The sequence below is a fragment of the Billgrantia antri genome, from assembly GCF_017868935.1.
Classification (GTDB): Bacteria; Pseudomonadota; Gammaproteobacteria; order Pseudomonadales; family Halomonadaceae; genus Halomonas; species Halomonas antri.
This window is the reverse complement of sequence record NZ_CP053383.1, coordinates 2,490,854-2,514,641: the sequence shown is the minus strand read 5'-3', so window position 1 is coordinate 2,514,641 and position 23,788 is coordinate 2,490,854. Positions and strand designations below refer to the sequence as shown.

The 23,788-nt window shown below is 65.0% G+C and carries 24 protein-coding genes; 19 read left to right on the top strand and 5 right to left on the bottom strand.

The annotated features are described in order from the left end of the window. Positions 1-20: 20 nt before the first annotated feature. Entirely contained in the window at positions 21-326 is a 306-nt protein-coding gene (locus HNO53_RS11720; protein WP_086511966.1) for an MTH1187 family thiamine-binding protein, read from the top strand. Positions 327-331: 5 nt separating this feature from the next. On the opposite strand, the gene HNO53_RS11715 is transcribed toward HNO53_RS11720, so the two are convergent. Then, positions 332-1,267 carry a LysR family transcriptional regulator ArgP gene (locus tag HNO53_RS11715; RefSeq protein ID WP_209472294.1) on the bottom strand — a complete coding sequence of 312 codons (936 nt, stop codon included), beginning with the start codon at positions 1,265-1,267 and terminating at the stop codon, positions 332-334. Positions 1,268-1,361: 94 nt separating this feature from the next. On the opposite strand from HNO53_RS11715, the gene HNO53_RS11710 reads away from it, so the two are divergent. From HNO53_RS11710 to HNO53_RS11695, 4 genes are all read left to right on the top strand, one after another. After that, positions 1,362-1,970, top strand: coding sequence for a LysE/ArgO family amino acid transporter (locus HNO53_RS11710; RefSeq protein ID WP_209472293.1), 609 nt, complete (start codon positions 1,362-1,364; stop codon positions 1,968-1,970). A 280-nt stretch (positions 1,971-2,250) separates the two neighbouring features. Next, on the top strand, positions 2,251-3,351 hold the full coding sequence (hppD, locus tag HNO53_RS11705) for a 4-hydroxyphenylpyruvate dioxygenase (RefSeq protein WP_209472292.1): 1,101 nt from the start codon (positions 2,251-2,253) through the stop codon (positions 3,349-3,351). A 162-nt stretch (positions 3,352-3,513) separates the two neighbouring features. Continuing rightward, positions 3,514-4,974 carry a sodium-dependent transporter gene (locus HNO53_RS11700; protein WP_209472291.1) on the top strand — a complete coding sequence of 487 codons (1,461 nt, stop codon included), beginning with the start codon at positions 3,514-3,516 and terminating at the stop codon, positions 4,972-4,974. Positions 4,975-5,113: 139 nt separating this feature from the next. Beyond that, positions 5,114-5,488 (top strand): septal ring lytic transglycosylase RlpA family protein, encoded by a 375-nt coding sequence (locus HNO53_RS11695; protein ID WP_242597405.1) that lies wholly within the window; start codon positions 5,114-5,116, stop codon positions 5,486-5,488. A 13-nt stretch (positions 5,489-5,501) separates the two neighbouring features. Here the strand turns inward: HNO53_RS11695 and HNO53_RS11690 are convergent, their stop codons facing one another. The 4 genes from HNO53_RS11690 to HNO53_RS11675 are packed head-to-tail and all read right to left on the bottom strand — an operon-like array spanning position 5,502 to position 9,212. Continuing rightward, the gene (locus tag HNO53_RS11690) at positions 5,502-6,575 is read right to left on the bottom strand and encodes an ABC transporter substrate-binding protein (protein WP_209472289.1); all 1,074 of its coding nucleotides are present in this window, start codon (positions 6,573-6,575) and stop codon (positions 5,502-5,504) included. After that, complete coding sequence (locus tag HNO53_RS11685) at positions 6,572-7,945, bottom strand: sensor histidine kinase (RefSeq protein ID WP_209472288.1); 1,374 nt, start codon at positions 7,943-7,945, stop codon at positions 6,572-6,574. The genes HNO53_RS11690 and HNO53_RS11685 overlap by 4 nt, the downstream gene beginning before the upstream one ends. Next, complete coding sequence (locus HNO53_RS11680) at positions 7,942-8,604, bottom strand: response regulator transcription factor (RefSeq protein WP_209472287.1); 663 nt, start codon at positions 8,602-8,604, stop codon at positions 7,942-7,944. Before HNO53_RS11680 ends, HNO53_RS11685 begins: the two co-directional genes overlap by 4 nt. Then, positions 8,601-9,212: an IclR family transcriptional regulator gene (locus tag HNO53_RS11675; protein ID WP_209472286.1), complete on the bottom strand. Its 612-nt coding sequence runs from the start codon at positions 9,210-9,212 to the stop codon at positions 8,601-8,603. The genes HNO53_RS11680 and HNO53_RS11675 overlap by 4 nt, the downstream gene beginning before the upstream one ends. 189 nt (positions 9,213-9,401) lie before the next feature. Between HNO53_RS11675 and HNO53_RS11670 the strand changes: the two genes are divergently transcribed. The 14 genes from HNO53_RS11670 to HNO53_RS11605 all read left to right on the top strand — a co-directional run bounded on the left by HNO53_RS11670 (position 9,402) and on the right by HNO53_RS11605 (position 23,685). Beyond that, on the top strand, positions 9,402-10,388 hold the full coding sequence (locus tag HNO53_RS11670; protein WP_209472285.1) for a Bug family tripartite tricarboxylate transporter substrate binding protein: 987 nt from the start codon (positions 9,402-9,404) through the stop codon (positions 10,386-10,388). After that, the gene (locus tag HNO53_RS11665) at positions 10,388-10,840 is read left to right on the top strand and encodes a tripartite tricarboxylate transporter TctB family protein (RefSeq protein WP_209472284.1); all 453 of its coding nucleotides are present in this window, start codon (positions 10,388-10,390) and stop codon (positions 10,838-10,840) included. The genes HNO53_RS11670 and HNO53_RS11665 overlap by 1 nt, the downstream gene beginning before the upstream one ends. Then, positions 10,840-12,372 (top strand): tripartite tricarboxylate transporter permease, encoded by a 1,533-nt coding sequence (locus HNO53_RS11660; protein ID WP_209472283.1) that lies wholly within the window; start codon positions 10,840-10,842, stop codon positions 12,370-12,372. Before HNO53_RS11665 ends, HNO53_RS11660 begins: the two co-directional genes overlap by 1 nt. A gap of 386 nt (positions 12,373-12,758) precedes the next feature. Then, positions 12,759-14,084, top strand: coding sequence for an urea ABC transporter substrate-binding protein (gene urtA, locus HNO53_RS11655; RefSeq protein ID WP_209478623.1), 1,326 nt, complete (start codon positions 12,759-12,761; stop codon positions 14,082-14,084). A 175-nt stretch (positions 14,085-14,259) separates the two neighbouring features. Beyond that, positions 14,260-15,861: an urea ABC transporter permease subunit UrtB gene (urtB, locus tag HNO53_RS11650; RefSeq protein ID WP_242597404.1), complete on the top strand. Its 1,602-nt coding sequence runs from the start codon at positions 14,260-14,262 to the stop codon at positions 15,859-15,861. Positions 15,862-15,864: 3 nt separating this feature from the next. Then, positions 15,865-17,004, top strand: a complete 1,140-nt coding sequence (gene urtC / locus HNO53_RS11645) for an urea ABC transporter permease subunit UrtC (RefSeq protein ID WP_209472282.1) — start codon at positions 15,865-15,867, stop codon at positions 17,002-17,004. Further along, positions 17,001-17,837: an urea ABC transporter ATP-binding protein UrtD gene (gene urtD, locus HNO53_RS11640; RefSeq protein WP_209472281.1), complete on the top strand. Its 837-nt coding sequence runs from the start codon at positions 17,001-17,003 to the stop codon at positions 17,835-17,837. The genes urtC and urtD overlap by 4 nt, the downstream gene beginning before the upstream one ends. Continuing rightward, positions 17,837-18,535 (top strand): urea ABC transporter ATP-binding subunit UrtE, encoded by a 699-nt coding sequence (gene urtE, locus HNO53_RS11635; protein WP_209472280.1) that lies wholly within the window; start codon positions 17,837-17,839, stop codon positions 18,533-18,535. The genes urtD and urtE overlap by 1 nt, the downstream gene beginning before the upstream one ends. Positions 18,536-18,805: 270 nt before the next feature. Then, positions 18,806-19,699 carry an urease accessory protein UreD gene (locus HNO53_RS11630; RefSeq protein WP_209472279.1) on the top strand — a complete coding sequence of 298 codons (894 nt, stop codon included), beginning with the start codon at positions 18,806-18,808 and terminating at the stop codon, positions 19,697-19,699. 18 nt (positions 19,700-19,717) lie between these two features. Next, entirely contained in the window at positions 19,718-20,020 is a 303-nt protein-coding gene (locus tag HNO53_RS11625) for an urease subunit gamma (protein WP_209472278.1), read from the top strand. Positions 20,021-20,192: 172 nt separating this feature from the next. Next, the gene (locus HNO53_RS11620) at positions 20,193-20,513 is read left to right on the top strand and encodes an urease subunit beta (RefSeq protein WP_209472277.1); all 321 of its coding nucleotides are present in this window, start codon (positions 20,193-20,195) and stop codon (positions 20,511-20,513) included. Then, a complete protein-coding gene (ureC, locus tag HNO53_RS11615) occupies positions 20,510-22,231 on the top strand; it encodes an urease subunit alpha (RefSeq protein WP_209472276.1) in 1,722 nt (573 codons plus the stop codon). Before HNO53_RS11620 ends, ureC begins: the two co-directional genes overlap by 4 nt. Positions 22,232-22,454: 223 nt before the next feature. Then, positions 22,455-22,973, top strand: coding sequence for an urease accessory protein UreE (ureE, locus tag HNO53_RS11610; protein ID WP_209472275.1), 519 nt, complete (start codon positions 22,455-22,457; stop codon positions 22,971-22,973). After that, on the top strand, positions 22,951-23,685 hold the full coding sequence (locus HNO53_RS11605) for an urease accessory protein UreF (RefSeq protein ID WP_420827867.1): 735 nt from the start codon (positions 22,951-22,953) through the stop codon (positions 23,683-23,685). The genes ureE and HNO53_RS11605 overlap by 23 nt, the downstream gene beginning before the upstream one ends. The last annotated feature ends 103 nt before the right edge of the window (positions 23,686-23,788 follow it).

Here is a 23,788-nt window from a genome sequence, read left to right as displayed (position 1 = left end):
ACAACGAAGAGGAGAGAACCATGCACGTCATCATCGATCTCTGCGTCGTCCCGCTGGGAGTGGGCGTGTCGGTCTCGCCGCAGATCGCCGCCTGTCAGCGGGTGATCGAGGCCTCGGGCCTGGAACATCACATGCATGCCTACGGTACCAACATCGAGGGGCCGTGGGACGAGGTGATGGCGGTGGTCAAACGCTGTCATGAGGTAGTGCACGAGATGGGCGCGCCGCGCATCACCACCACCATCAAGCTGGGCACCCGCACCGACCGCGAACAGTCCATGGCCGACAAGGTGTCGAGCGTAGAAAACAAGCTGCGCGGTTCGTGATTCGTTCATGCCGTGGGTAGCTGCATGAGCCAGGCATCGCCCAGGCGCAGCAGGTGGTCTGTGAGGGCGTCGAGCACCTTGCCGCCCTGGCGCCAGTGGTGCCAGTAGAGCGGGACGTCGATCACCTTGCCGGGTGAAAGACCGACCAGCCGGCCTTCGGCCAGGTGCGGTCCCGCGTCGATTTCCTGCAGCCGGCCTTCGCTGAGTTCGCGCTCGGCCTGACGCTCCGGCACCATGCCGTAGCCGAGCCCGGCCAGGGCCAGGCCGACGAAACCCTCCGAAGAGGGGCAGAGGTGGTGGGGGAAGGGCGGCTCGACGCCGTGCATGGCCAGGTAGCGATGCTGTAGGCGGTCGTCGGGGCCGAACACAATGGCCGGCGCCCGGCGCAGCGCCTCCGACGTCACGCCCTCGGCGAAATGACGCGCCACGAAGGCGGGGCTGGCCAGGGCGCGATAGCGCATGCTGCCCAGCGCATGACTGCGTGCGCCTTGCACCGGCGTGGGTGAGTCGCAGATGCAGCCGGCCACGTCGCCGTCTCTCATGCGCTTGAGCGCTACCTCCTGATCCTCCACCACCAGCTCGAACAGCACGGGATGCTCCTCGCAGAAGCGTCCGATGGCCTCCGGCCACCAGGTGGCCAGGCTATCGGCGTTGATCGCCAGGCGCAGGCGCTGCTCGCCACTTCCCAGAGCCGGCACCTCACCCAGCAGATCGCTTTCGAGCAGGCGCACCTGCTGGGCGTGGTTGAGCAGTTTCCGCCCCAGCGAGGTGGGAGCGAGGCGCGGGCTGCGTACCAGTACCGGTTGCCCCAGGCGAGCCTCGAGCAGCTTGATGCGCTGGGATACTGCCGACTGGGTCAGACCCAGATGACGGGCCCCGCGTTCGAAGCCGCCCTGATCGATCACTACCACCAGCGCTTCGAGCAGTTTGTAGTCAAACATCAGAAATTCTTATCCCATAGTTGCTTTATTCATTTCTCTTATCTTATCGGCGAGATTAGCCTTGGCGGCATCGATTCGCCAAGGAGAGAGTGAGATGTGGTTGTCATGGCTCAACGGGTTGCTGATCTGTGCCGGGTTGATCGTGGCCATCGGGGCGCAAAACGCCTTTGTGCTGCAGCAGAGTCTGCGGCGGCAGAACGCCTGGCTAGTGGCTGGGGTCTGTGCGCTATGCGACTGGCTGTTGGTGGGACTGGGCGTGCTAGGACTCGGCGTGTTGATTGCTCAACAAGAAGCTCTGATGGAAGCCGCACGTTGGGCAGGTGCTGCCTTCCTGGCCTGGCAGGCGTGGCTGGCGTTCCGTCGGGTCGTTGCCGGTCAGGCACTGGCGGCGGGAGGCGGCAGGGCGCAGTCGTGGCAGGCTGCCTTGGCGGCAACGCTGGCGGTGACCCTGCTCAACCCCCAGGTCTATCTGGAAACGGTGGTGCTGCTCGGCGCCATCGGAGCGGTGCAGCCGAGTCCGCTGGGTTTCTTTATCGGTGCGGCGATGGCGTCGTTCGGCTGGTTCTTCGGCCTGGCGGCGGCGGCCGGCTGGCTGGCCCCACGGCTGGCCAATCCGCGGGTATGGCGGGCCATCGACCTGGCGATCGGCATCATCCTGGCATGGGTGGCGTGGAGGTTGGCGAGTGGAGCGATGATGCCTTGATCAAGCCTCCCAGAGGGTTAGGGTGTAAGGAAATATTTACGCCCTGTCACGATATCGCACCGCACGGAGTGCCACAGCGCCACGATCACCTCAGGTGTAAGGATCTTCTGACACATCGATGTGCAGTTATCCCCAGCCGGCGCTCTCAAAGACGCCGGCGGGGCGTTCCTCGGGGAGGGGGCGCGCACTAGTCTGGAGTCACCAGTCGGCACCTCGAGGCGTGCCGCATCCAACGCAGACTCTGCGCTTGCATAACAATGTCCACCCCCTGGAGGAAGCAATGAACGCACCCGCCAAGACCGTGTCACCGATCTCGCAAGACAATCCGATCGGTACCAACGGCTTCGAGTTCGTCGAATACAGCGCACCCAGCGCCGAAGGCATCGAGGAACTGCGTGCGCTGTTCAACCGCATGGGTTTCACCGAGACCCGCAAGCACCGCTCCAAGCAGGTGTTCCTGTTCCAGCAGGAGAACGTCAACTTCGTGCTCAACGCCGAGCCGGACAGCCATGCCGCCGAGTTTGCCAAGGTTCACGGCCCCTGTGCCTGTGCCATGGCGTGGAAGGTGGCTGATGCCAAGCAGGCCTTCGAATACGCCCTGGCCCATGGTGCCGAGGCGGTGGAGAACCCGATCGGCCCCGGAGAGGTGGGCATTCCCGCCGTGCGTGGCATCGGCGGCTCGCTGCTCTATTTCGTCGACAACAAGGTCGACAGCGAGGGGCGCACCATCTACGACATCGACTTCGAGCCGATTCCCGGCCGTTCGCCCAACGACAACAGCGTGGGCCTGAAGGTGCTCGACCACCTGACCCATAACGTCGACCGCGGCCAGATGGACAAGTGGGCCGACTTCTATACCGAAATCGCCAACTTCCGCGAAAACCGCTACTTCGACATCAAGGGCAAGAAGACCGGCCTGCACTCCCGCGCCATGACCGCACCCTGCGGCAAGATGCACATTCCCATCAACGAGTCGGCCGATGATACCTCCCAGATCGCCGAGTTCCTTCGCGAATACAACGGCGAGGGCATCCAGCACCTGGCCATGGCCACCGACGACATCTATGCCACCGTGCGGGGGCTGCGCGCCAATGGCGTGACCTTCCTCACCACGCCGGACACCTACTACGAGAAGGTCGACTCGCGGGTGCCCAACCACGAAGAGAACGTCGAGGACCTGCGTGAGCTGAGCCTGCTGATCGACGGCGGTCCGGATGAGGGCGTGCTGCTGCAGATCTTCACCGAGACCGTAATCGGCCCGATCTTCTTCGAGATCATCCAGCGCAAGGGCAACGACGGCTTCGGCGAGGGCAATTTCAAGGCCTTGTTCGAATCCATTGAGGAGGATCAGATCCGTCGCGGGGTGCTCAAGGCGGATTGATCGGCAAGCGGCTCCCATCGCGTGGATGGGAGCCGCTTTCTCATACGACTCAGGATGAAATCCTGAGCACTCCAATTAGTACAAGAAAATGTCGTTGCAATCTCGGTGTTGCACCGGGCATATTGCTGCGTCAGTTCATAACAACGACTCCCTGGTGACGTGATGACGACCGAGCAACAACCCCGCGCCCAGTGGCTAGGCCGCTGGGGCTTCGTGCTGGCGGCGACGGGTTCCGCCGTCGGCCTGGGCAATATCTGGAAGTTCCCCTACATGACCGGCGAGCATGGCGGCGGTGCCTTCGTGCTGGTCTATCTCGTGTGCATTCTGGCGGTGGGTGTGCCGGTCATGATGACCGAGATCGCCTTTGGCCGGCGTGGTCGGGGCAGCCCCATCGACGCGGTGCGCCGGGTGGTGACCGAGTCCGGCAGAAGCTCTGCCTGGTCACTGCTGGGCTGGATGGCGATGCTGTGCGGCTTCATGATCCTTTCGTTCTACGTGGTCGTGGCCGGCTGGTCGTTCTCATACCTGTGGAAGATGCTGAGTGGCGGCCTGAATGGCTCGGGCGTCGACGACATGGCGGCGATCTTCGTCGCCAACAACGAGAACCCGTTCAACCTGGGCTTCTGGAGCACCCTGGTGACGCTCGCCACCATGCTGATCGTGGGCAAGGGCGTTCAGGCGGGCATCGAGAAGAGCGTCAGCTGGATGATGCCGGGCATGGTCATCATGCTGCTGATCCTGATCGGTTACGGCGCGTTCTCGGGCGGCTTCGGCGAGGCGTGGAGCTTCCTGTTCTCGTTCAACACCGGCAGTCTGTCCAGCGAGGGCATGCTGGCCGCCTTGGGCCATGCCTTCTTCACCCTGTCGCTGGCCTCGGGCGCCATCCTCACCTATGGCAGCTACCTGCCGGATGGTGCTTCGATCGGGCGTACCACCTTCAGCGTCGCAATTGCCGATACGCTGGTAGCGCTGATGGCGGGCCTGGCGATCTTCCCCATCATCTTCGCCAACGGCATGAGTCCGGAAGGCGGCCCGGGGCTACTGTTCATGAGCCTGCCGCTGGCGTTCCAGGCGATGCCGCTGGGCACGCTGTTCGGCGTGCTGTTCTTCGTCATGCTCTCGATGGCGGCGCTGACCTCGTCGATCTCCATGGTCGAGGCCACCGTTTCCTGGCTGGTGGACAACAAGGGCATCACCCGGCGTACCGCGGCCTGGGGTACCGGCATCGTGCTGTGGCTGGTGAGCACCCTGGCGATGCTGTCGTTCAACCTGGGCGCCGACTGGACCCTGGGCGGCCGTCACTTCTTCGACTGGCTGGACTATCTCACCTCGCGCTGGATGATGCCGCTCGGCGGCCTGGGCATGGTGCTGCTGGCCGGTTTCGTGCTCAAGAGCGAAACCTTTCGCGAAGAGCTGGGCCTGGCGCCGCACTGGCATGTGCTGTGGCTGTTCATGGTGCGCTACGTGAGCCCGCTGGGCATCCTGGTGATCTTCGTCGATGCACTGGGTATCGCGCGCCTGCAGTTCGGGCTGCACTGGCCATGGCTGCTCGCCGTGCTGGCGCTGATTACCGTGATCGGCGAATTGCTTAGCCCCAGGCTAAGGCGCACTCTGGCTGGCTGAGCCATGGGCTTGCCCCGCCCGGGGCAAGCCGTTAATGTCGGGCCGGGTCCGTTAGGGACGTTTCATCGGGATTGATAGGATGCTCTCACCTACGGTTTTTGGTGCCGGCCCGATTCCACCTCGCGTGCTGCGAGGTGCATTGGCGCTTCTGATACTGCTCTTTATAGCCGGTTGTGCCGGTCGCGACGGCCGACAGGTCGAGCGAGCCTCGGCCCCATCCGGCTGGCATGGCGAGCGGGGGCACGCCTCGTTCTATGCCGACCGCTATCATGGCCGGCGCACCGCCAGTGGCGAAACCCACGACCGCAACGCGCTGACGGCGGCGCACCGCAGCCTGCCATTCGGCACCCGTGTCCGGGTGACGCGGTTGGACAACGGCCTCGAGACGGTGGTGCGTATCAACGATCGCGGGCCCTTCGTGCGCGGTCGGGTCATCGATCTCTCGCGACGTGCGGCCGAAGAACTCGACATGCTGGGGCAGGGCGTGGCGGAGGTGCGACTTTCGCCTGAGTGAAGTGCACTGGAGTTCAGCGTAGCGCCGGCACGTCGCGCTGGAATTCGCGACGCCAGCGGGCCAGCAGGGCCTCGCGCTTGAGCCGGTCCAGGGTGGCGAGCAGGCCGGGACCGATCGCTATCGGGCGCAGGGCGTCGCCGACTTCGTCGCGCAGGGCGCCGGCGGTGCCTGGACCGGACAGGGCGGGATGCATGGCCCCCAGGTGGGTCTGCTCGGCAATCACGCGCTGGCCCTCTTCGCTGAGCAGATAGTCCATGAACAGGGCGGCCGATTCGGGATGCGGCGCCAGTCGTGGAATGAAGGCCAGGCGCTGGGTAACCAGCGCATAGTCATCAGGTACCACCATGACCAGCTGCGGGTGATCGGCCACCGCGTCGCGCACGTAGCTGCCGAGCAGGTTGTAGCCTAACAGGTAGCGTCCCTCTTCTAGCCCGCTGAGCATCTCGCCGGTAGTGCCGGTGAGTACCGTGCGGGCGCGTCCCAAGGACGAGACCAGGTCCCAGTAACGCGGCGAGAGTCGCGACTCCTCGATGGCATAGGTATAGCCCGCGCCGCTACGTACCGGATCGTAGGTAACGATGCGGCCGGCCAAGGCGTCGGCGTGGTCGCTCAGCAGCTCGAGCAGGTCGCCATGGCTGCGCACCTCGCCGAAGCGTTCGATCAGATCGCGATGCACCACCATCACGATCGGCTCGAAGGTGAAGGCAAACAGCTCGCCGCGCCACTGTGCCCATGCCGGCCAGCGTCGGGCCACGTCGCTTTCGAGCGGCTGGGCATGGCCGTCGTTGGCGAGATGGTACTGCCAGGGCATGGCCGAAGAGAGCACCACGTCGGCGGCATCCGGTGCGTCCAGGAAGTGCTGGTGCAGCTCCAGGGTCGTCAAGTTGCGGTAGGTCAGCTCGATGTTCGGATGGTGACGATGGAATGCCTCGAGCAAGGGGCGCACGTGTGGCAGGTCCAGGGCGGCGTGGATGATCAACGGCTGGGCTGGTCCGGCCTCCGGGTCGGCAGGGTAGTGCAGGGTCTCCTCGGCCGTGGCGGCCAGGCTCCACAGGCCAAGGAGCAGCCAGAGCAGTGGGCGGGTCATGGGCTCTCCTCGCTGAAGCGCAAGCGTACGATGAGCCCCTGCCCGTCTGTGCCCTGGGTCAGCTCGAGCCGTGCGCCGTGGGCGCGGGCAATGCTGTCGACGATGGCCAGGCCGAGTCCGGATCCTTCACCGCCTTCCTCGCCACGGTGGAAGGGACGCAGCACCAGCAAGCGGCGCGATTCGGGGATGCCTGGGCCGTCGTCCTCGACTTCCAGAAAGGGTGGCCGGGCATGGGTGCGCAACGTGATACGCCGGCCACCGTAGCGACAAGCATTGTCGATCAGGTTGTTCAGCGCCTCCTGCAGTTGCCAGTCGATGCCCTGGATCCGGACGGGCCGTGAGGCACACTCCACGCCGAGGTCGATGCCTTGACGATGGCAGCCGGCCCAATGGTCGCGCACCGCCTGGCGGGCGAGGTCGTTGAGATCCAGCGGCGTCAGTTCGGGGCGGTACTCGGGATTGTCGAGACGCGTCAGCGACAACAGCTGCATGGCCAGCCGCGCGGTGCGGGCGCTGGTCGCCTGCATGGCGCTCAGGGCATCGCGCCAGCGGGCGGGGTCGTCGTGGCGCAGGGCCAGTTCGGCGCGGGCCGAGAGCCCCGCCAGCGGGGTGCGCAGCTGGTGCGAGGCGTCGCCGATGAAGCGTTCCTGGTTGGCGCGTACCCGGCGCATACGCGCCAGCAATTCGTTCAGTGTTTCGCGAAGCTCGGCCAGCTCGCGGGGCAGCGGCAGGTCGAGGGGAGCCAGGGTGCGCGGGTCACGGGCACGAATGGCGCGCCTAAGTCGCGTCAACGGTCGCAGTGCCGAGCGGATCGCCACCAGCAAGACCACCACGGCGACCAGAGCCATGGCGAGGATGTAGGCGAGATTGGCACGCAGCAGCTCGTGGGTCAGCGCGTCGCGACCCTCGCGACTGTGTGCCACGCGGATCTCGAAGCGCTCCCTGAGGCGCCAGTCCTCCAGGCGGGAACGGCGCACGCCCTGGCGGAGCGTCATGCCTTGCCATTCGACGTTGCGATAGAGCAGGGTGTCGCCGCTCTCGCTGTCGCCTCGCTCGTCGCCGGGCAGCTCGGCATTGCCGGTGATAAAGCGTCCATCCCGATCCACCAGGCTGTAGAAGACGCGCTCCTCAGCGTCTGTGGCGAGCATATCCAGGGCTGCCGGGGGCAGGTCGAGCCACAGTCGGTCGTCCTGCCACTGGACCTGTTCGGCGATCGCCAGGCTGGCTGCCTCGAGCAATCGGTCGAAGGCGCGGTCGGCGGTATGGCGCGCGTCCACCCACGCCTGGAATACCATCAGGCCGCCCAGTGCCAGCAACGGCAGCAGTAGCCAGGCCAGCAGCCTGCGGTAGAGGCTGTCGCCGCGCTTCACGTTGCCTCCAGCAGGTAGCCGAGCCCGCGCACCGTGCGCAGGGCGACGTCGCTGCCGTCCAGCCGCTTGCGCAGCCGATGCACGTAGACCTCGATGGCATTGTCGCCCATGGGTTCGCCCTGGAAGGCTTCGTCGGCGAGGCGTGCCTTGTCGACGGGCTCGCCGGCGTGACGCATCAGGCAGCCGAGCAGTCGCTGCTCGCGGGGCGGCAGGGCCAGTGCCTCGCCGGCGAGGGTAAAGCGCTGTGCCAGACCGTCGAAATGCAGCGCCCCGACACGCAGCTCCTGTCCCCTGGCCCGCCGTCTCAGCAGCGCACGCACGCGGGCCTCGAGTTCTTCCAGCGAGAAGGGCTTGGCCAGGTAGTCGTCGGCGCCCAGGTCGAGCCCCCGCACGCGATCCTCCACCGCGCCTCGGGCAGTGAGTATCAGCACCGGCGTGTCGCGGTCGAGGCGCCGCAACGTCTCGAGCACATCGAGGCCGCTGGCGCCGGGCAGGTTGAGGTCGAGCAGGACCAGGGCGTGGCCGTGCTGCGGGTTCTCCAGGTGTCGGCGGGCAGCGTCACCGTCGGCCAGATGCGTCACCACGTAACCCTCCAGGGCGAGGGCGTCCTGGAGGGTCTCGGCCAGCAGGCGGTCATCCTCGACGAGCAGCAGGTTCATGTCATGGCCTCCGTCTCTCCCTCGTTACCCACGGTCGTCAATTCGTTCAGCGCCGCTTTTAGTGCGGCCTCGCTACGTGCGTCGAGACGGCTCGTCGGGCCGGAGAGAGTCAGCCAGCGCCTGGGTTCGCCGGGCACGCTGGGCAGGGCGTGCAGCAGCATGTCACCGCCAGGCAGCTCGGGGCGGGGGTCATCGCCTGCGATCAAGGGCCACTGGCTTCCCGGCCGCAGTTCGTGACGCAGTGCGGCATCGGGCAGAGCGACCAGCCGGCATTCGACGTGGTGTCCATGATTCTCGAGCAGGGCGGCTGTCTCACCGGTCTCGGCGGCCAGTCGGTCCAGTAGTGGCTGGACACGCGCGGTCAGATGCCGGCTGGGGGGATGGCGTCGTGCCAGGCGAAGCGGGGCGCTACCCAGGCTCCAGCGCCCATCATGGCTGCGCTGCACGTAATCGAAACGAGCCAGGGAACCCAGCAATCGCAGCAGGGTGCTTTTGTAATAGCCCGTCGCCTGGGCGAGTTCAGCCAGGGTGAAGGCTTCCTGATCGGCATCGAACGCTTCCAGTACGGTCAGTGCGCGCTCGACGGCCTCGACGCGATCCTGGGCCATGCCATGGTCTCCTGAGTCTGGAGGCATTGAACTTTGGTCGCAATTGCGACCCGATGCATTGACGCTGCCTTTCGGCACGCCTAATTTCTATCCTGAAGAACGTTGTTCTGCCTTACAGAATTGTAAGGTAGCCGATGAAAGACCGCAAGTCACATTTCACAACACGCCAAGACCGGAGGGACAACAACAATGTCCACGAAAACGCCACTCAAACTCATCGCCATTGCCGCTTTCACACTGAGCGCGGGCAGCGCCATGGCTTTCGAGCCGCAGGGTAAGGTGGAATGTCTCGCCCCGGCCGACCCGGGCGGCGGCTGGGATTTCACCTGCCGCAGCGTGGGCAACGTACTGGAAGAGCTGAGCCTGGTACCGCGCAGCGTGCAGACCGTGAACATGGCGGGTGCCGGCGGCGGTGTGGCTTTCGCCCATACCGTGTCCAAGCGCGCCGGTGACGAACAACTGCTGGTCGCGGCTTCCACCGCCACCACCACTCGCCTGGCCCAAGGCCAGTTTCCGGGCATGACCGCCGACATGGTCAACTGGATCGGGGCGCTCGGTGCCGACTATGGCGTGATCGCCGTGGCCGCCGACTCCGACTATGACGACCTGCCCGAGCTGATGGAAGCGCTCAAGGAAGACCCGCGCAGCGTCAAGTTCGCCGGCGGTAGCGCCAAGGGCGGCTGGGACCACCTCAAGGTGCTGATCGCGGCGGATGCGGCCGGTGTCGACGAGTTGCCGCGCATTCCCTATCTCTCCTACAACAACGGTGGCGAGGCCATGACCCAGGTTGTTGGCGGGCACGTGGATGCGTTCACCGGCGACATCAGCGAGGCGCAGGGCTTCATGGAGTCCGGTGACCTGCGCGTGCTGGCGGTGCTGTCAGACGAGCGTCTGCCTGGCGATTTCGCCGATATTCCCACCGCCAAGGAGCAGGGTATCGATGCCGTCGGGCCAAACTGGCGCGGCTTCTACATGCCGGCCGACATCTCCGACGAGGCCAAGCAGTACTGGGTCGATGCCATGGATACCATCTATGCGAGCCAGGAGTGGCAGGACATCATGACCAACAACGGTCTGATGCCGTTCCATATGAGCGCCGGTGAGTTCGAGACATTCGTCAAGAACCAGATTGACGACATCGAGACGCTCTCCAAGGACATCGGGTTGATTCAGTAATGGCATTCAACGACCGCATTTTCGGTATTCTGCTGATCGTCCTGGCCGTCGCGTACGGCTGGGGCGCCAGCCAGTTTCCCGAACCGTTCGGTGGGTCCGAGTCGATCGGGCCCGATACCTTTCCTACATTGCTGGCCGTGGTGCTGGGGCTTTCTAGCCTCTACCTGATCGTGCGACCCGACCCGGATAACGCCTGGCCCTGGAGCCGTACCGGCGTCGAGCTGATCGTTGCCGTTATCGTGCTGGTGCTCTATGCCATGCTGCTCGAGCCGCTGGGCTTCATCATCAGCACCACGCTGGCCGTCGGAACCCTGTGCTGGCGCATGGGCGCCGCGCCACTGCGTGCCTATCTGGTCGGAGCGGTAGCGGGCGTTGTGGTCTTCCTGCTGTTCAGCTTCGCTCTTGATCTCGCGCTACCGCTGGGCCTGCTCTCGTTTCTGGAGGTGAGCTGATGGAAACCCTTGGCTTTCTGATCGATGGCTTCGGGGTGGCGCTCGCCCCGCACAACCTGATGTTCGCCCTGCTGGGCGCCTTTCTCGGGACCCTGATCGGTGCGCTGCCGGGCCTGGGACCGGCCAATGGCGTGGCCATCCTGATACCGCTGGCCTTCTCTCTGGGACTGGCCCCGGAAACCGCGTTGATCATGCTTACGGCGGTCTACGCCGGGGCCATGTACGGCGGGCGCATCTCGTCGATTCTGCTGAATATTCCCGGCGACGAGCCGGCCATGATGACCTGTCTCGACGGCTACCCCATGGCCCAGCAGGGCAAGGCCGCCGAGGCGCTGGCGATCTCCGCTATCGCCTCCTTCATTGGCAGTCTGGTTGCCACCGTGGGCCTGATCCTGCTGGCGCCGGTGCTGGCACGCTTCGCCCTGACCTTCGGGCCCGCCGAGTACTTTGCGTTGTTCCTGCTGGCCTTTGCCACGCTGGGCGGCATCACCGGCAAGAACCCCGTCAAGACGGTGGTGGCGGCCTGCCTCGGGCTGATGGTGGCCACCGTGGGTATCGACAGTACCGGCGTGCAGCGCTATACCTTCGGCACCCTGGAACTTTACGAGGGCATCGACTTCATCATCGCCATCGTCGGGTTGTTCGCCATTTCGGAGCTGCTTTTCTTCATCGAGGAGCGAGCCGGCGGCGGCAAGGCAAAGATGGTCGTCAACAAGCTCAAGCTCTCCTGGGCCGACATTCGCAACATCCTGCCGTCGAGCCTGCGAGGCGGCGTCCTCGGCTTCATTGCGGGCGTGCTGCCCGGTGCCGGGGCCTCGCTGGGCAGCTTCATCGGCTATACGCTGGAGAAAAAAGCAGTGGGCAAGAAAGGCTACTTCGGCGAGGGCGACCCGCGCGGTGTGGCCGGCCCCGAGGCTGGCAATAACGGTGCCTCGAGCGGTGCCCTGGTGCCCATGCTGACGCTGGGCGTGCCGGGAAGCGGCACTACCGCGGTGCTGCTGGCGCTGCTGATCTCGCTCAATATCACCCCCGGGCCATTGATGTTCACTCAGAACGCCGACATCGTCTGGGGCGTGATCGCGGCACTTCTGATCGGCAACTTCCTGCTGCTGATACTCAACATCCCGCTGGTGGGCATCTTCGTCAAGCTGTTGTCGGTGCCGCCGATGTTCCTGCTGCCATGCGTGACGATGATTGCCTTCGTGGGTATCTACTCGATCAGCAATACCACTTTCGACCTCTACTTCATGGTGGCCTTCGGGGTTGCCGGCTATGTACTGCGCAAGTTGGATATTCCGCTGGTGCCGATCATCCTCGGCCTGCTGCTGGGGCCGGAGATGGAGAAGAACCTCAGTCACGCCATGGGCATTTCCGACGGCGACTGGAGCATCCTGTGGGGAAGCGGCCTGGCCATCGGGCTGTGGGTGTTCGCCGGCCTGGGCCTGATCCTGCCCTATATCGTCGGGCCCATCCTGCGTCGCCGCATGAAGGTGACGACCGCCGCTGCGGCTGGCAATCCGGAGGGCGATTGAGACCTAGGTGTCGTCCCGGGAAGAGATGACCGGGCCAGTATCCAGCCGTCACCAGGGGCGCCGAGCGATCGGCGCCCCTGTTTGCGTTCAGGGAGGGGGCATGCACCGGCTTGGTGCCTGCGAGCGGTGCAGGCGTTCCTTAGCAGCGCAACCTCGTTTCTTTCCATGCACGGCTGCGGTGCGCCAGGCGGATGACCGCACGAGCAAGCCAAGCGTAATCGATTGTAGGAAAAGCGTTCTTCGGATTTTGTCGCACGATGGCGCAAGCGTTGCATAGACAGGAAGCCTAGTGCTGCACGGCCACTACCGGTCGTGCATGAACTTCACAACAAGTCCCTCCCGCAGGAGGGCGCAAGGAGGTTCGAGTGAACGCTTCCCGTCGCATCATGCCTTATCCGCTTCGTTCTACCGCCGCAGCGCTGCTGTCGGTTGCCGCCCTTGGCTTCGCCAGCCACGCCGTGGCCCAGCAAGAGCCCATCAAGGTGGGTATCCTGCACTCGCTGTCCGGCACCATGGCGATCAGCGAATCGACCCTAAAGGACACCGTCGAGATGCTGATCGCGCAGCAGAACGAGCAGGGCGGTCTGCTGGGACGTCAGCTCGAGGCGGTGGTGGTCGACCCGGCCTCCAACTGGCCGCTGTTCGCCGAGCGTGCCCGTGAGCTGCTTGAGCAGCATGAGGTGGACGTGGTCTTCGGCAACTGGACCTCGGTGTCGCGCAAGGCCGTGCTGCCGGTATTCGAGGAGCTCAATGGCCTGCTGTTCTATCCGGTGCAGTACGAGGGCGAGGAGTCATCCGAGAACGTCTTCTACACCGGCGCGGCGCCCAACCAACAGGCCATACCGGCGGTGGAGTATCTGCTCAACGAAGTGGGCGTGGAACGCTTCGCACTGCTCGGCACCGATTACGTCTACCCACGCACGACCAATCGTATCCTCGAAGCCTTCCTCAAGGAGGAGCACGGCATCGCCGATGAGGACATCATGATCAACTACACGCCATTCGGTCACTCCGACTGGCAGAACATCGTCGCCGAGGTGCGCCGCTTCGGCAGCGAGGGCAAGAAGACCGCGGTGATATCGACTATCAACGGTGATGCCAACGTGCCGTTCTATCGCGAGCTGGCCAACCAGGGCATCGATGCCGCCGACATTCCGGTCATTGCCTTTTCGGTGGGCGAGCAGGAACTCTCCGGCATCGATACCGGCCCGCTGGTCGGTCACCTGGCGGCATGGAACTACTTCATGAGCGTGGATAGCGATGCCAACTACGACTTCATCGACGCCTGGATCGACTACACCGGCGATGAGGAAGCGGTAACCAACGACCCCATGGAAGCGCACTACATCGGCTTCAACATGTGGGCCGAGGCGGTGCGCAAGGCCGGCACCACCGAGGTCGATACGGTCAAGGACGCCATCATCGGCGTGACCGTGCCCAATCTGACCGGCGGCTATGCGGCGATGATGCCCAACCATCACATCACCAAGCCGGTGCTGATCGGCGAGGTGCAGGACAACGGCCAGTTCGACATCGTCTGGCAGACCCCCTCCACCGTGGCAGGCGATGCCTGGTCCGACTACCTGCCCGGCTCGCGTGACCTGATCTCCGACTGGCGCAAGCCCATGGAGTGCGGCAACTTCAACGTGGCCAGCGGCAGCTGCGGCGGAAGCACCGCCGCCGAAGAGGCCGAAGCGGCACTTGCCGAGTAAGACCTGCATAGCCCCCGCTGCCATGCAGCGGGGGAGCGCGCCTTCTCTACCGATCCCGAGGAATTCCCTAATGCGATATCCCCCCATGCCCGGGCCAGCGGCGGTCGGGGCGAGGGCCGGCAGCGCTGCCGAAGACAGCGAGCCCATGCACGCTGCAACGAGGGGCTCGTGGCTGATGGTTCTCGTTCTGGCCCTCGCATTCGTGCTTGGCCTTACATTGACCGCTCCCGTCTCCGCGCAGGAGGCTGAAGGGGCCGACGATACAGCGGCACAGGCGCTTCTCGAGGCGCTGGACGTGTCGTCGTTTTCCGCCAAGGGCGAAGCCATCGAGGCCATCGTGCGCAGCGACGATCCCCGCGCACGGGATTGGCTCCAAGCCTTGCTCGATGGCCGCCTGCAGCGCACCGACGACGGTCGCTTCGTGGTCGCGCTCGACAACTCGGGCCGCCAGTGGCCGGTCGAGGACGCCCTGACCGGCGAGGCGTTGGGCGAGATGTCGCGCCGTGACCTGGAGCGGATGGGCATCAACAACGCGCTGCGCAACCAGCTGCGCAGTGCCATCGCAGTGGTCGATCTCTATGCTGCCGATGTCGGGTTGCGTCGCGCTTCGGCCGAGCGCCTGCTGGGCGAGGTCGATGGCGACCTGGCCGGCCCCCTGGCCGAGGTGATCGAGGAGGAGCCGGATGCCAGGGTGCAAGAGCGGTTGATCCAGGCGCTGGCCATTTACCGCCTGGAGCAGGGCGAGTTCGCGGCGATAGACGATCTGCGCGGCAGCCTGCACCCCCGGGTGCGGGTCGCTCTCAATCGCGTACTCAACAGTGACGATCCTGCCTTGGTCGATGGCGCCCGCGAGGCGTTGAACAGCATCGAGCAGATGCTCAAGGTCAACCGCGCGGTCGAGACCCTCTACTTCGGCCTGTCGCTGGGCTCGGTGCTGGTACTCGCCGCCATTGGCCTGGCGATCACCTTCGGCGTGATGGGCGTGATCAACATGGCGCATGGCGAGCTGATCATGCTCGGCGCCTACACCACCTGGGCCATGCAGCAACTGCTGCCGGGCCAGCCGGGGCTGGCGTTGATCCTGGCGATTCCCGCCGGCTTCCTGGTCGCGGCGCTGGCGGGTATCGCCATCGAGCGCGGCGTCATCCAGTTCCTCAAAGGTCGGCCGCTGGAGACGCTCTTGGCGACCTTCGGTATCAGCCTGATCCTGCAGCAGCTGGTGCGTACCGTGATTTCGCCGCTCAACCGCACCGTCATCACGCCTGAGTGGATGAGCGGCTCCATCGCCATCAACGATGCGCTCTCTCTCACGCTCAACCGCATGGTGGTGCTTGGCTTCGCCCTGGTGGTGTTCGCCGCACTGGTGCTGATCATGCGCCGCACCCGGCTTGGGCTGGAGGTGCGGGCGGTGACCCAGAACCGCGCCATGGCGCGTTCGATGGGCATTCGCGCCACGCGGGTCGACATCCTGACCTTCGCCCTGGGCTCCGGCGTGGCGGGGCTGGCCGGCGTGGCGCTGTCCCAGCTCACCAACGTGGGGCCCAACCTGGGCCAGAACTATATCATCGACTCCTTCATGGTGGTGGTCTTCGGCGGCGTGGGCAACCTGTGGGGCACCCTGGTGGCGGGGCTGTCGCTCGGCGTCATCAACCAGGTGCTGGAACCCTGGGCCGGGGCCGTAATGGCCAAGATCATCGTGCTGGTGTTCATCATCCTGTTCATTCAAAAGCGCCCCCGCGGACTCTTCCCGCAGAGGGGCCGGGCGGCGGAGGGCTGATCCATGCAATCGAGATCGTGGCTGATGCGGCCGTTCGGCGAGCGCTCGACGCTGATCTTCATTGCTGTGCTGCTGGCAGCGATGGCGCTGGTGACGCTGCTGCACCTGGCCGTGCCACCGGGGCACTCGCTCCATGTCAGCGCTTATACCGTTAACTTGTTCGGCAAGTACCTGAGCTACGCCCTACTGGCGGTGGCGGTGGACCTGGTGTGGGGCTCTCTCGGTATTCTCAGCCTGGGCCATGGCGCCTTCTTCGCCCTGGGCGGCTATGCCATGGGCATGTACCTGATGCGCCAGATCGGCGACCGCGGCGTCTACGGCCACCCGGTGCTGCCCGACTTCATGGTGTTCCTCAACTGGGACAGCCTGCCCTGGTACTGGCATGGCTTCGACATGGCCGGATTTGCCTTCCTGATGGTGCTGTTGGCGCCGGGAGCGCTGGCGCTGATATTCGGCTTCCTGGCGTTTCGCTCGCGGGTCACCGGGGTCTATCTGTCGATTATCACCCAGGCGCTGACCTTCGCCCTGATGCTGGCCTTCTTCCGCAACGAGATGGGCTTCGGCGGCAACAACGGGCTGACCGATTTCCGTGAGATTCTCGGTTTCAACCTGCGCAGCAGCGAGACTCGCCTGGGGCTGTTCCTGGCCAGTGGCGTGGCGCTGGCAGTGGGCTACTTGCTTTGCCGGGCGATCGTCACCAGCAAGCTGGGCCGGGTGTGCGTGGCGACCCGCGATGCCGAGGCGCGCACGCGCTTCCTCGGCTACCGGGTCGAGCGCTTCCAACTGTTCGTGTTCGTGGTCTCGGCCATGCTGGCGGGCCTGGCCGGGGCGCTCTACGTGCCCCAGGTGGGGATCATCAACCCCAGCGAGTTCTCGCCGCTGTTTTCCATCGAGATCGTACTGTGGGTGGCGCTGGGCGGTCGGTCGACCCTCTATGGCGCGGTGATCGGGGCGATCCTGGTCAACTATGCCAAGACGGTGTTCACCGGGGCAATGCCGGATGCCTGGCTGTTTGCCCTGGGCGGGCTCTTCGTGCTGGTCACGGTGTTCCTGCCGCGTGGTGTAGCGGGGCTGCTGTCGCTGCGGCTGCGCCGCCGTCGTGACGCTGACGCTTCGTTTTCCGCCAAGGAGGCTTCGGCATGAGCATTTTGCGTTCCCTGGCCAGCCGTGATCGGGTATTCGATTTCCTGGTCCCCGTAGAGTCGCCGGTTGACGTGCGACACGGGCCGATCCTCTACCTGGAGGACGTGACGGTCAGCTTCGACGGCTTCAAGGCGATCAACGACCTCAATCTGACCATCGACGACGGCGAGCTGCGCTGCATCATCGGGCCTAACGGCGCCGGCAAGACCACCATGATGGACATCATCACCGGCAAGACCCGGCCCGACAGCGGCAAGGTGTGGTTCGGTAGCCGCCACGACCTGCTGGCCATGAACGAGCCGCAGATCGCCAGCCTCGGCATCGGCCGCAAGTTCCAGAAACCCACGGTGTTCGAGGCGCTGACGGTATTCGAGAACCTGGAGCTGGCAATGGCCGCCGACAAGCGCATCCTGCCCACGCTCGCTGCGCGCATGAACGGCGAGATTCGCGACCGCATCGACGAGGTTCTCACGACCATCGGCTTGGCCGAGCTGCGTGTGCGTCAGGCGGGCATCCTATCCCACGGCCAGAAGCAGTGGCTGGAGATTGGCATGCTCCTGATGCAGCGGCCGCGCCTGTTGCTGGTGGACGAGCCGGTAGCGGGCATGACCGAGCAGGAGATGGAACGTACCGCCGAGCTGCTGACCGGTCTCGCAGGAAAACAATCCGTTGTCGTCGTCGAGCACGACATGGGCTTCGTGCGCTCCATCGCGCGCAAGGTGACGGTACTGCATCAGGGCAGTGTGCTGGCGGAGGGCAGCATGGACCAGGTATCGAGCGACCCGCGGGTGGTCGAGGTCTACCTGGGTGCCGAAGCCGAGGAGGAGGTCTGATGCTCGAGATCGACAAGCTCAATCAGTTCTATGGCGAGTCCCATACCCTGTGGGATCTAGACCTGACCGTGCCGGCGGGCCTGTGCACCTGCGTGATGGGGCGCAACGGGGTGGGCAAGACCTCCCTGATGAAGGCCGTCATGGGTGAGGTGCCGGTGGCCTCCGGCAGCATCCGCTATGTCGACGATGTCGAGTTGACCCGGCGGCGGGTGGAGGATCGTTCGCGGCTGGGGATCGGTTACGTGCCCCAGGGGCGGCAGATCTTTCCGCTGCTCACCGTGGAGGAGAACCTGCGCACCGGTCTGGCGGCTCGCGGCGATGGCCGGCGCACCGTTCCGGAGCGCATCTTCGAGCTCTTCCCGGTGCTCGAAGAAATGAGGCACCGCCGCGGTGGCGATCTCTCGGGCGGCCAGCAGCAGCAACTGGCCATCGGCCGGGCGCTGGTGATCGAGCCTCGGCTGCTGATCCTCGACGAGCCGGGGGAGGGGATCCAGCCCAATATCGTCACCCTGATCGGCGAGGTGATTCGCCAGCTGATCGCCGAGGATGGCCTGACCGTACTGCTGGTGGAGCAGAAGCTACCCTTCGCCCGCAAATATGCCGATCGCTTCGCGATCATGGACCGCGGCCGACCGGTGGCCAAGGGTGCGATCGCTGAGCTGTCCGATGCCCTGATCAAGGAGCACCTGACGGTCTAGCCGTATTGCCAAGCTGGGAATTTTTCCTGCACCGTTCTGGGCCATGGCCAAAGGGGTCGTCAGGCGCTCTTGCGCACAAACTGTGCGCTGCGCTGGCTTGTGTGCGCCAATCTGGTGCGAAGCTGACCTTTGCAGGTGTGGCTGTATACAAAATAACTCAATGAATTGTATTTATTTTTTCTACATTTCACCGTTCTGGTACAGCGGTTGCCATGAATAGGGCAAAGCCTCGACGAAGAGGCCGAACCCTGTTGCAAAAGGCCGATGCCAATGACGGCTCGTTTCGACGCCAAGACACTGCTGCCGCCCAGCGCCTCCGGTCACCGCTTCGATGCCGGCCGCCGCTGGGTGGGGTCGCTGGAACTCGGCTTCGACAGCCGCCAGGACACCACCCGCCTGGTGCGGGCTCGTCACCAGGGCCCGTTGCGGGTGCAGCGGCCTTTCTACCCCGAGGGCCGCGAGGGCTCGTGTCATGTCTACCTGCTGCATCCGCCCGGCGGGCTGGTAAGTGGCGATGTGTTGCACGTCTCGGTTCGGGTCGAGTCGGGTGCCCGCGCATTGGTGACGACCCCTGCGGCCAACAAGCTCTATCGTGCCGACAGTCATGGCGTGGCCTGGTCCCAGCGTACCGGGTTGCAGGTGGCGCCGGGTGGAGTGCTCGAGTGGCTGCCCCAGGAGACCATCGCCTTCGATGGCTCGTGCGGTGAGCAGCACACGACCATCGAATTGGCCGACGATGCGCGTTGCCTGGGCTGGGAGGTGCTGGCGCTGGGCCGACCGGCGAGCCGGCTGCCCTACGTGTCGGGCCGAATCGAGCAGCGCTTTCGTCTGTTGCGAGATGGCAAGCCGCTGTGGCTGGAGCGTCAGCCGCTCGATCCGGCTCAACCGCGCTTCAAGGGACGCTGGGGGCAGGGTGGTGCCAGCGTGCAGGCCACGCTGTGGGCCGTAGGTCTTGCCGACGAGTCTAGTGCCGTCGAGGCGCTGCGTAATGCAATCGCGGCGAGCCCGCGCTGGGCGGTCACCATGCGCCATGGCGTGCTGCTGCTGCGCTACCTGGGGCATGAGCGCAACGAGGCCTGGGATCTTTGCCAGCAGGCCTGGGCCTGTCTCAGGCCGCTGATGATCGATTCTCCTCCCCATCCCCCACGTATCTGGTTCACCTGACGATTCCAGGAGACTCGCATGGAACTGACTCCGAGAGACAAGGACAAGCTGCTGCTGTTCTCGGCCGCCCAACTGGCCGAGCGACGCCGGGCTCGCGGCCTCAAGCTCAACTACCCGGAGGCGGTGGCGCTGATCAGCTTCGAGATCATCGAAGGCGCGCGCGACGGCCGCAGCGTGTCCGAGTTGATGAGCTACGGCCGCGAGATCCTCGGCCGCGACGATGTGATGGATGGGGTGGCCGAGATGGTGCACGAGGTGCAGGTGGAAGCCACCTTTCCCGATGGCACGAAGCTGGTCACGGTCCACACACCGATCGTCTAAAACTGGCTGCACTCGGCCATGCTGTGTTGGCTTCACGACAAAAAATGCTCATTTACTAAAGTAAACTCCGCTTTTTTGTCGCTCGCCGCCTTGCCTGGCCTTCGTTCGCTCAGTTTTAGCTGTCGACGGTTCTAGCTGCTCAATGGCAGCCACAACGTAGAGGGAAGGTCCAATGATTCCCGGTGAGTATCAGTTGAAGGACGGCGAGATCGAGCTTTGCGCCGGGCGCGAGCGGATTACGGTCGAGGTGGCCAATACCGGCGACCGGCCGATCCAGGTCGGCTCTCATTACCACTTCGCCGAAACCAATCCGGCGCTCGTTTTCGACCGCACCAAGGCACGCGGCTTTCGGCTGGACGTGGCGGCGGGCACAGCGATTCGCTTCGAGCCGGGTCAGACGCGAGAGGTCACGCTGATTCCTTTTGCCGGCACGCGCCATATCTATGGTTTTCGCGGCGACGTGATGGGCAAGCTGAATGGAGGTGACGCATGAGCTCTCATTCTCCCAATCGCATCAGCCGGCAGGCCTATGCCGACATGTACGGCCCCACCGTGGGCGACCGAGTGCGTCTGGGCGACACCGAGCTGTGGATCGAGGTCGAGCGCGATGCCACCCACTATGGCGACGAGGTTAAGTTCGGCGGCGGCAAGGTAATCCGCGATGGCATGGGGCAGAGCCAGCGCTGTGACGATGCGGTGATGGACACCGTGATCACCAATGCGCTGATCCTCGACTGGTGGGGCATCGTCAAGGCGGATGTGGGCATCCAGGCAGGGCGCATCGCGGTCATCGGCAAGGCGGGCAATCCCGACACCCAGCCCGACGTCGACATCGTCATCGGCCCCGGCACCGAAATCATTGCCGGTGAGGGCAAGATCCTCACCGCCGGTGGCATCGACGCGCATATCCACTTCATCTGCCCCCAGCAGGTGGAAGAGGCGCTGATGAGCGGTATTACCACCATGCTCGGCGGCGGCACGGGGCCGGCCACCGGCTCCAATGCCACCACCTGCACGCCGGGCGCCTGGCACATCGGCAGGATGCTGCAGGCCGTGGATGAGCTGCCGATGAATATCGGCCTGCTCGGCAAGGGCAACGCCAGCCTGCCCGAAGCCTTGGAGGCGCAGATCGAAGCCGGCGCCATCGGTCTCAAGCTGCACGAGGACTGGGGCACTACCCCGGCCTCCATCGACACCTGCCTGAGCGTGGCCGAGCGCTACGACGTACAGATCGCCATTCACACCGACACCCTCAACGAGTCGGGCTTCGTCGAGGATACCCTGGCGGCGTTCAAGGAGCGCGGCATCCACACCTATCACACCGAGGGCGCCGGTGGCGGTCATGCGCCGGACATCCTGATTGCCTGCTCCAAGCCCTACGTGCTGCCGTCGTCGACCAACCCGACCCGGCCCTACACGGTGAACACCATCGACGAGCACCTCGACATGTTGATGGTGTGTCACCACCTCGATCCCAACATTCCCGAAGACGTGGCCTTTGCCGATTCGCGCATTCGCCGCGAGACCATCGCCGCCGAGGACATCCTGCAGGATCTGGGGGTGATCTCGATGATCGCCTCGGACTCCCAGGCCATGGGGCGGGTTGGGGAGGTGGTGTGCCGCACCTGGCAGACCGCCCACAAGATGAAGGTGCAGCGCGGCCTGTTGCCCGAAGACGAGGCACTCGGCGCCGACAATTTCCGCGCCAAGCGCTACATCGCCAAGTACACCATCAATCCGGCGATTACGCATGGCATCAGCCATGAGGTGGGTTCCATCGAAGTCGGCAAGCTGGCCGACCTGGTGCTGTGGAGCCCGGTCTTCTTCGGCGTCAAGCCGGCGCTGATCCTCAAGGCGGGGATGATCGCGGCGGCACCCATGGGCGATCCCAACGCCTCGATTCCCACACCGCAGCCGGTGCATTACCGCCCCATGTTCGGCGCCTTCGGCCGCGCGGCGAGTCAGTCACGGCTGACATTCGTCAGCCAGGCGTCGCTGGACGGCGGCATCAAGGAGCGGCTGGGCCTGCAAAGCCCGCTGGCGGCGTGCAGGAACGTACGCGGTGTGCGCAAGAGCGACATGAAGCTCAACGATGCCTGCCCCGAGCTCAGCGTCGATCCGCAGACCTACGAGGTGCGCTGCAACGGCGAGCTGCTGGCCTGCGAGCCGGCCACGGAGCTGCCATTGGCGCAGCGCTATCACCTGTTTTGAACCATGACGACATCGCCAAGCCAGCTTGTCATCGCGAAACCTCGCGTGACCGCTGACCCCTCGGGCGAAGCGACGCGGTCGATCTTCATGGATGAAGATCGAGGAAAGCCGGCACAGGGATGTGCCGTCTTTCCGACCGCAGGAGTCCGCCCGAGGGGGCAGGGTTTCGGTCACGTGGCGTTGAGCGAGGGCAAGGCTGGCGGCCAGCGAAGAGGCAATACCCATGCTGAAACTGATCGAACGCCTGGGACCCATCGAGGCGAGCCAGGAGGCGGACACTCTGACGCTGCCCTATGAGCTGCGCATTCGTGGCCGGCTCAAGGCGCTGAGCGACGCCGGACGCGAGCTGGGCTTGTTCCTCGACCGCGGACCGGTGCTGCGCGACGGCGAGGGCCTGCGCGCCGAGAGTGGCGAGACCGTGCGCATTCGGGCCGCTGCCGAGCCGATGGTGACCGCCAGGGTCGCGGCGGGCTTGCCGCTGGCGCGGCTCGCCTATCATCTGGGCAATCGCCATGTGCAGCTGGCGTTAGGCGAGGACGAGAAAGGAGGGTACGTACGCTTCCCGCCGGACCACGTACTGGAAGAGCTGGCCGAGCTGCTGGGCGCGAGCCTGGAACGGCACGAAGCTCCTTTCGATCCCGAGCCGGGCGCCTACAACCAGCTCGGCCACGCACATGCGCACGACCACGATCATGGCCATGAGCACGGCCACCATGAACATGGACACCGCCATGCCCATTGAGGGGGCGCCCAGGGCGGTATTGCCACAGGGCGATGATCTGGCTTTGCTGGGACTGATGCAACTGGTCAGCCCGGCGCTGCCGATCGGCGCCTTCGCCTTTTCCCAGGGGCTCGAGAGCGCCTTCGAGCTGGGCTGGGTGGATGACGAAGCGAGCCTGGGCGAATGGCTTGCCGGTGTGCTCGATGACGGCCTGACGCGCTGTGAGCTGCCGGTTCTGGTGCGTTTGCAGCAGGCCTGGGCGAGGGGAGACGGCGAGGCGATAGACCAGTGGGACCGTTGGCTCGCCGCCAACCGTGAGACCGCCGAGCTGGCGGCGGAGGACTCGCGGCTGGGGGCGTCGCTGGCTCGGCTGCTTGGCAACCTGGAGCTGTTGCCCTCCAATTTTTCCGCTGAGGCTACCGCGCTGCCGGAGGGGGCGGGTTACGTGACCGTATTCGCCTGGGCCGCCCAAGTGCGTGGGGTGGCGCCGCGCCAGGCCATGCTCGGCTTCGCCTGGTCCTGGCTCGAGAACCAACTGGCGGTGGCCTGCAAGGCACTGCCGCTGGGGCATACCGCGGCCCAGCGACTGGTCGAACGGCTGCGTCCGGCGCTGGTGGCAGCGGTGGATGAAGCACTCGAGCTGAAGGACGACGAACTCGGCCCGGCGCTGCCCGGGCTGGCATTGGCTAGTGCACTGCACGAAACGCAGTACTCGCGGCTTTTTCGGAGTTGATTGCGATGAACCGTGGCGTCAGGTGAATGAATACATGACGCACAAGGGATATGGGGGAGCGCTGGCGAATCCACCTCGCGCGGCCGCTGGCAAGACGGCCGAA

What these genes read in the sequence shown, in the direction of transcription:
- HNO53_RS11710 (WP_209472293.1), top strand. Translation starts at nt 1,362, where the DNA reads ATGTGGTTGTCATGGCTCAACGGGTTGCTGATCTGTGCCGGGTTGATC.
- ureE (WP_209472275.1), top strand. Translation starts at nt 22,455, where the DNA reads ATGCTGAAACTGATCGAACGCCTGGGACCCATCGAGGCGAGCCAGGAG.
- urtE (WP_209472280.1), top strand. Translation starts at nt 17,837, where the DNA reads ATGCTCGAGATCGACAAGCTCAATCAGTTCTATGGCGAGTCCCATACC.
- urtA (WP_209478623.1), top strand. Translation starts at nt 12,759, where the DNA reads ATGCCTTATCCGCTTCGTTCTACCGCCGCAGCGCTGCTGTCGGTTGCC.
- HNO53_RS11660 (WP_209472283.1), top strand. Translation starts at nt 10,840, where the DNA reads ATGGAAACCCTTGGCTTTCTGATCGATGGCTTCGGGGTGGCGCTCGCC.
- HNO53_RS11680 (WP_209472287.1), bottom strand. Translation starts at nt 8,604, where the DNA reads ATGAACCTGCTGCTCGTCGAGGATGACCGCCTGCTGGCCGAGACCCTC.
- HNO53_RS11720 (WP_086511966.1), top strand. Translation starts at nt 21, where the DNA reads ATGCACGTCATCATCGATCTCTGCGTCGTCCCGCTGGGAGTGGGCGTG.
- HNO53_RS11700 (WP_209472291.1), top strand. Translation starts at nt 3,514, where the DNA reads ATGACGACCGAGCAACAACCCCGCGCCCAGTGGCTAGGCCGCTGGGGC.
- HNO53_RS11665 (WP_209472284.1), top strand. Translation starts at nt 10,388, where the DNA reads ATGGCATTCAACGACCGCATTTTCGGTATTCTGCTGATCGTCCTGGCC.
- HNO53_RS11630 (WP_209472279.1), top strand. Translation starts at nt 18,806, where the DNA reads ATGACGGCTCGTTTCGACGCCAAGACACTGCTGCCGCCCAGCGCCTCC.
- HNO53_RS11675 (WP_209472286.1), bottom strand. Translation starts at nt 9,212, where the DNA reads ATGGCCCAGGATCGCGTCGAGGCCGTCGAGCGCGCACTGACCGTACTG.
- urtC (WP_209472282.1), top strand. Translation starts at nt 15,865, where the DNA reads ATGCAATCGAGATCGTGGCTGATGCGGCCGTTCGGCGAGCGCTCGACG.
- HNO53_RS11715 (WP_209472294.1), bottom strand. Translation starts at nt 1,267, where the DNA reads ATGTTTGACTACAAACTGCTCGAAGCGCTGGTGGTAGTGATCGATCAG.
- HNO53_RS11620 (WP_209472277.1), top strand. Translation starts at nt 20,193, where the DNA reads ATGATTCCCGGTGAGTATCAGTTGAAGGACGGCGAGATCGAGCTTTGC.
- HNO53_RS11605 (WP_420827867.1), top strand. Translation starts at nt 22,951, where the DNA reads ATGGACACCGCCATGCCCATTGAGGGGGCGCCCAGGGCGGTATTGCCA.
- urtB (WP_242597404.1), top strand. Translation starts at nt 14,260, where the DNA reads ATGGTTCTCGTTCTGGCCCTCGCATTCGTGCTTGGCCTTACATTGACC.
- HNO53_RS11625 (WP_209472278.1), top strand. Translation starts at nt 19,718, where the DNA reads ATGGAACTGACTCCGAGAGACAAGGACAAGCTGCTGCTGTTCTCGGCC.
- HNO53_RS11670 (WP_209472285.1), top strand. Translation starts at nt 9,402, where the DNA reads ATGTCCACGAAAACGCCACTCAAACTCATCGCCATTGCCGCTTTCACA.
- HNO53_RS11690 (WP_209472289.1), bottom strand. Translation starts at nt 6,575, where the DNA reads ATGACCCGCCCACTGCTCTGGCTGCTCCTTGGCCTGTGGAGCCTGGCC.
- ureC (WP_209472276.1), top strand. Translation starts at nt 20,510, where the DNA reads ATGAGCTCTCATTCTCCCAATCGCATCAGCCGGCAGGCCTATGCCGAC.
- hppD (WP_209472292.1), top strand. Translation starts at nt 2,251, where the DNA reads ATGAACGCACCCGCCAAGACCGTGTCACCGATCTCGCAAGACAATCCG.
- urtD (WP_209472281.1), top strand. Translation starts at nt 17,001, where the DNA reads ATGAGCATTTTGCGTTCCCTGGCCAGCCGTGATCGGGTATTCGATTTC.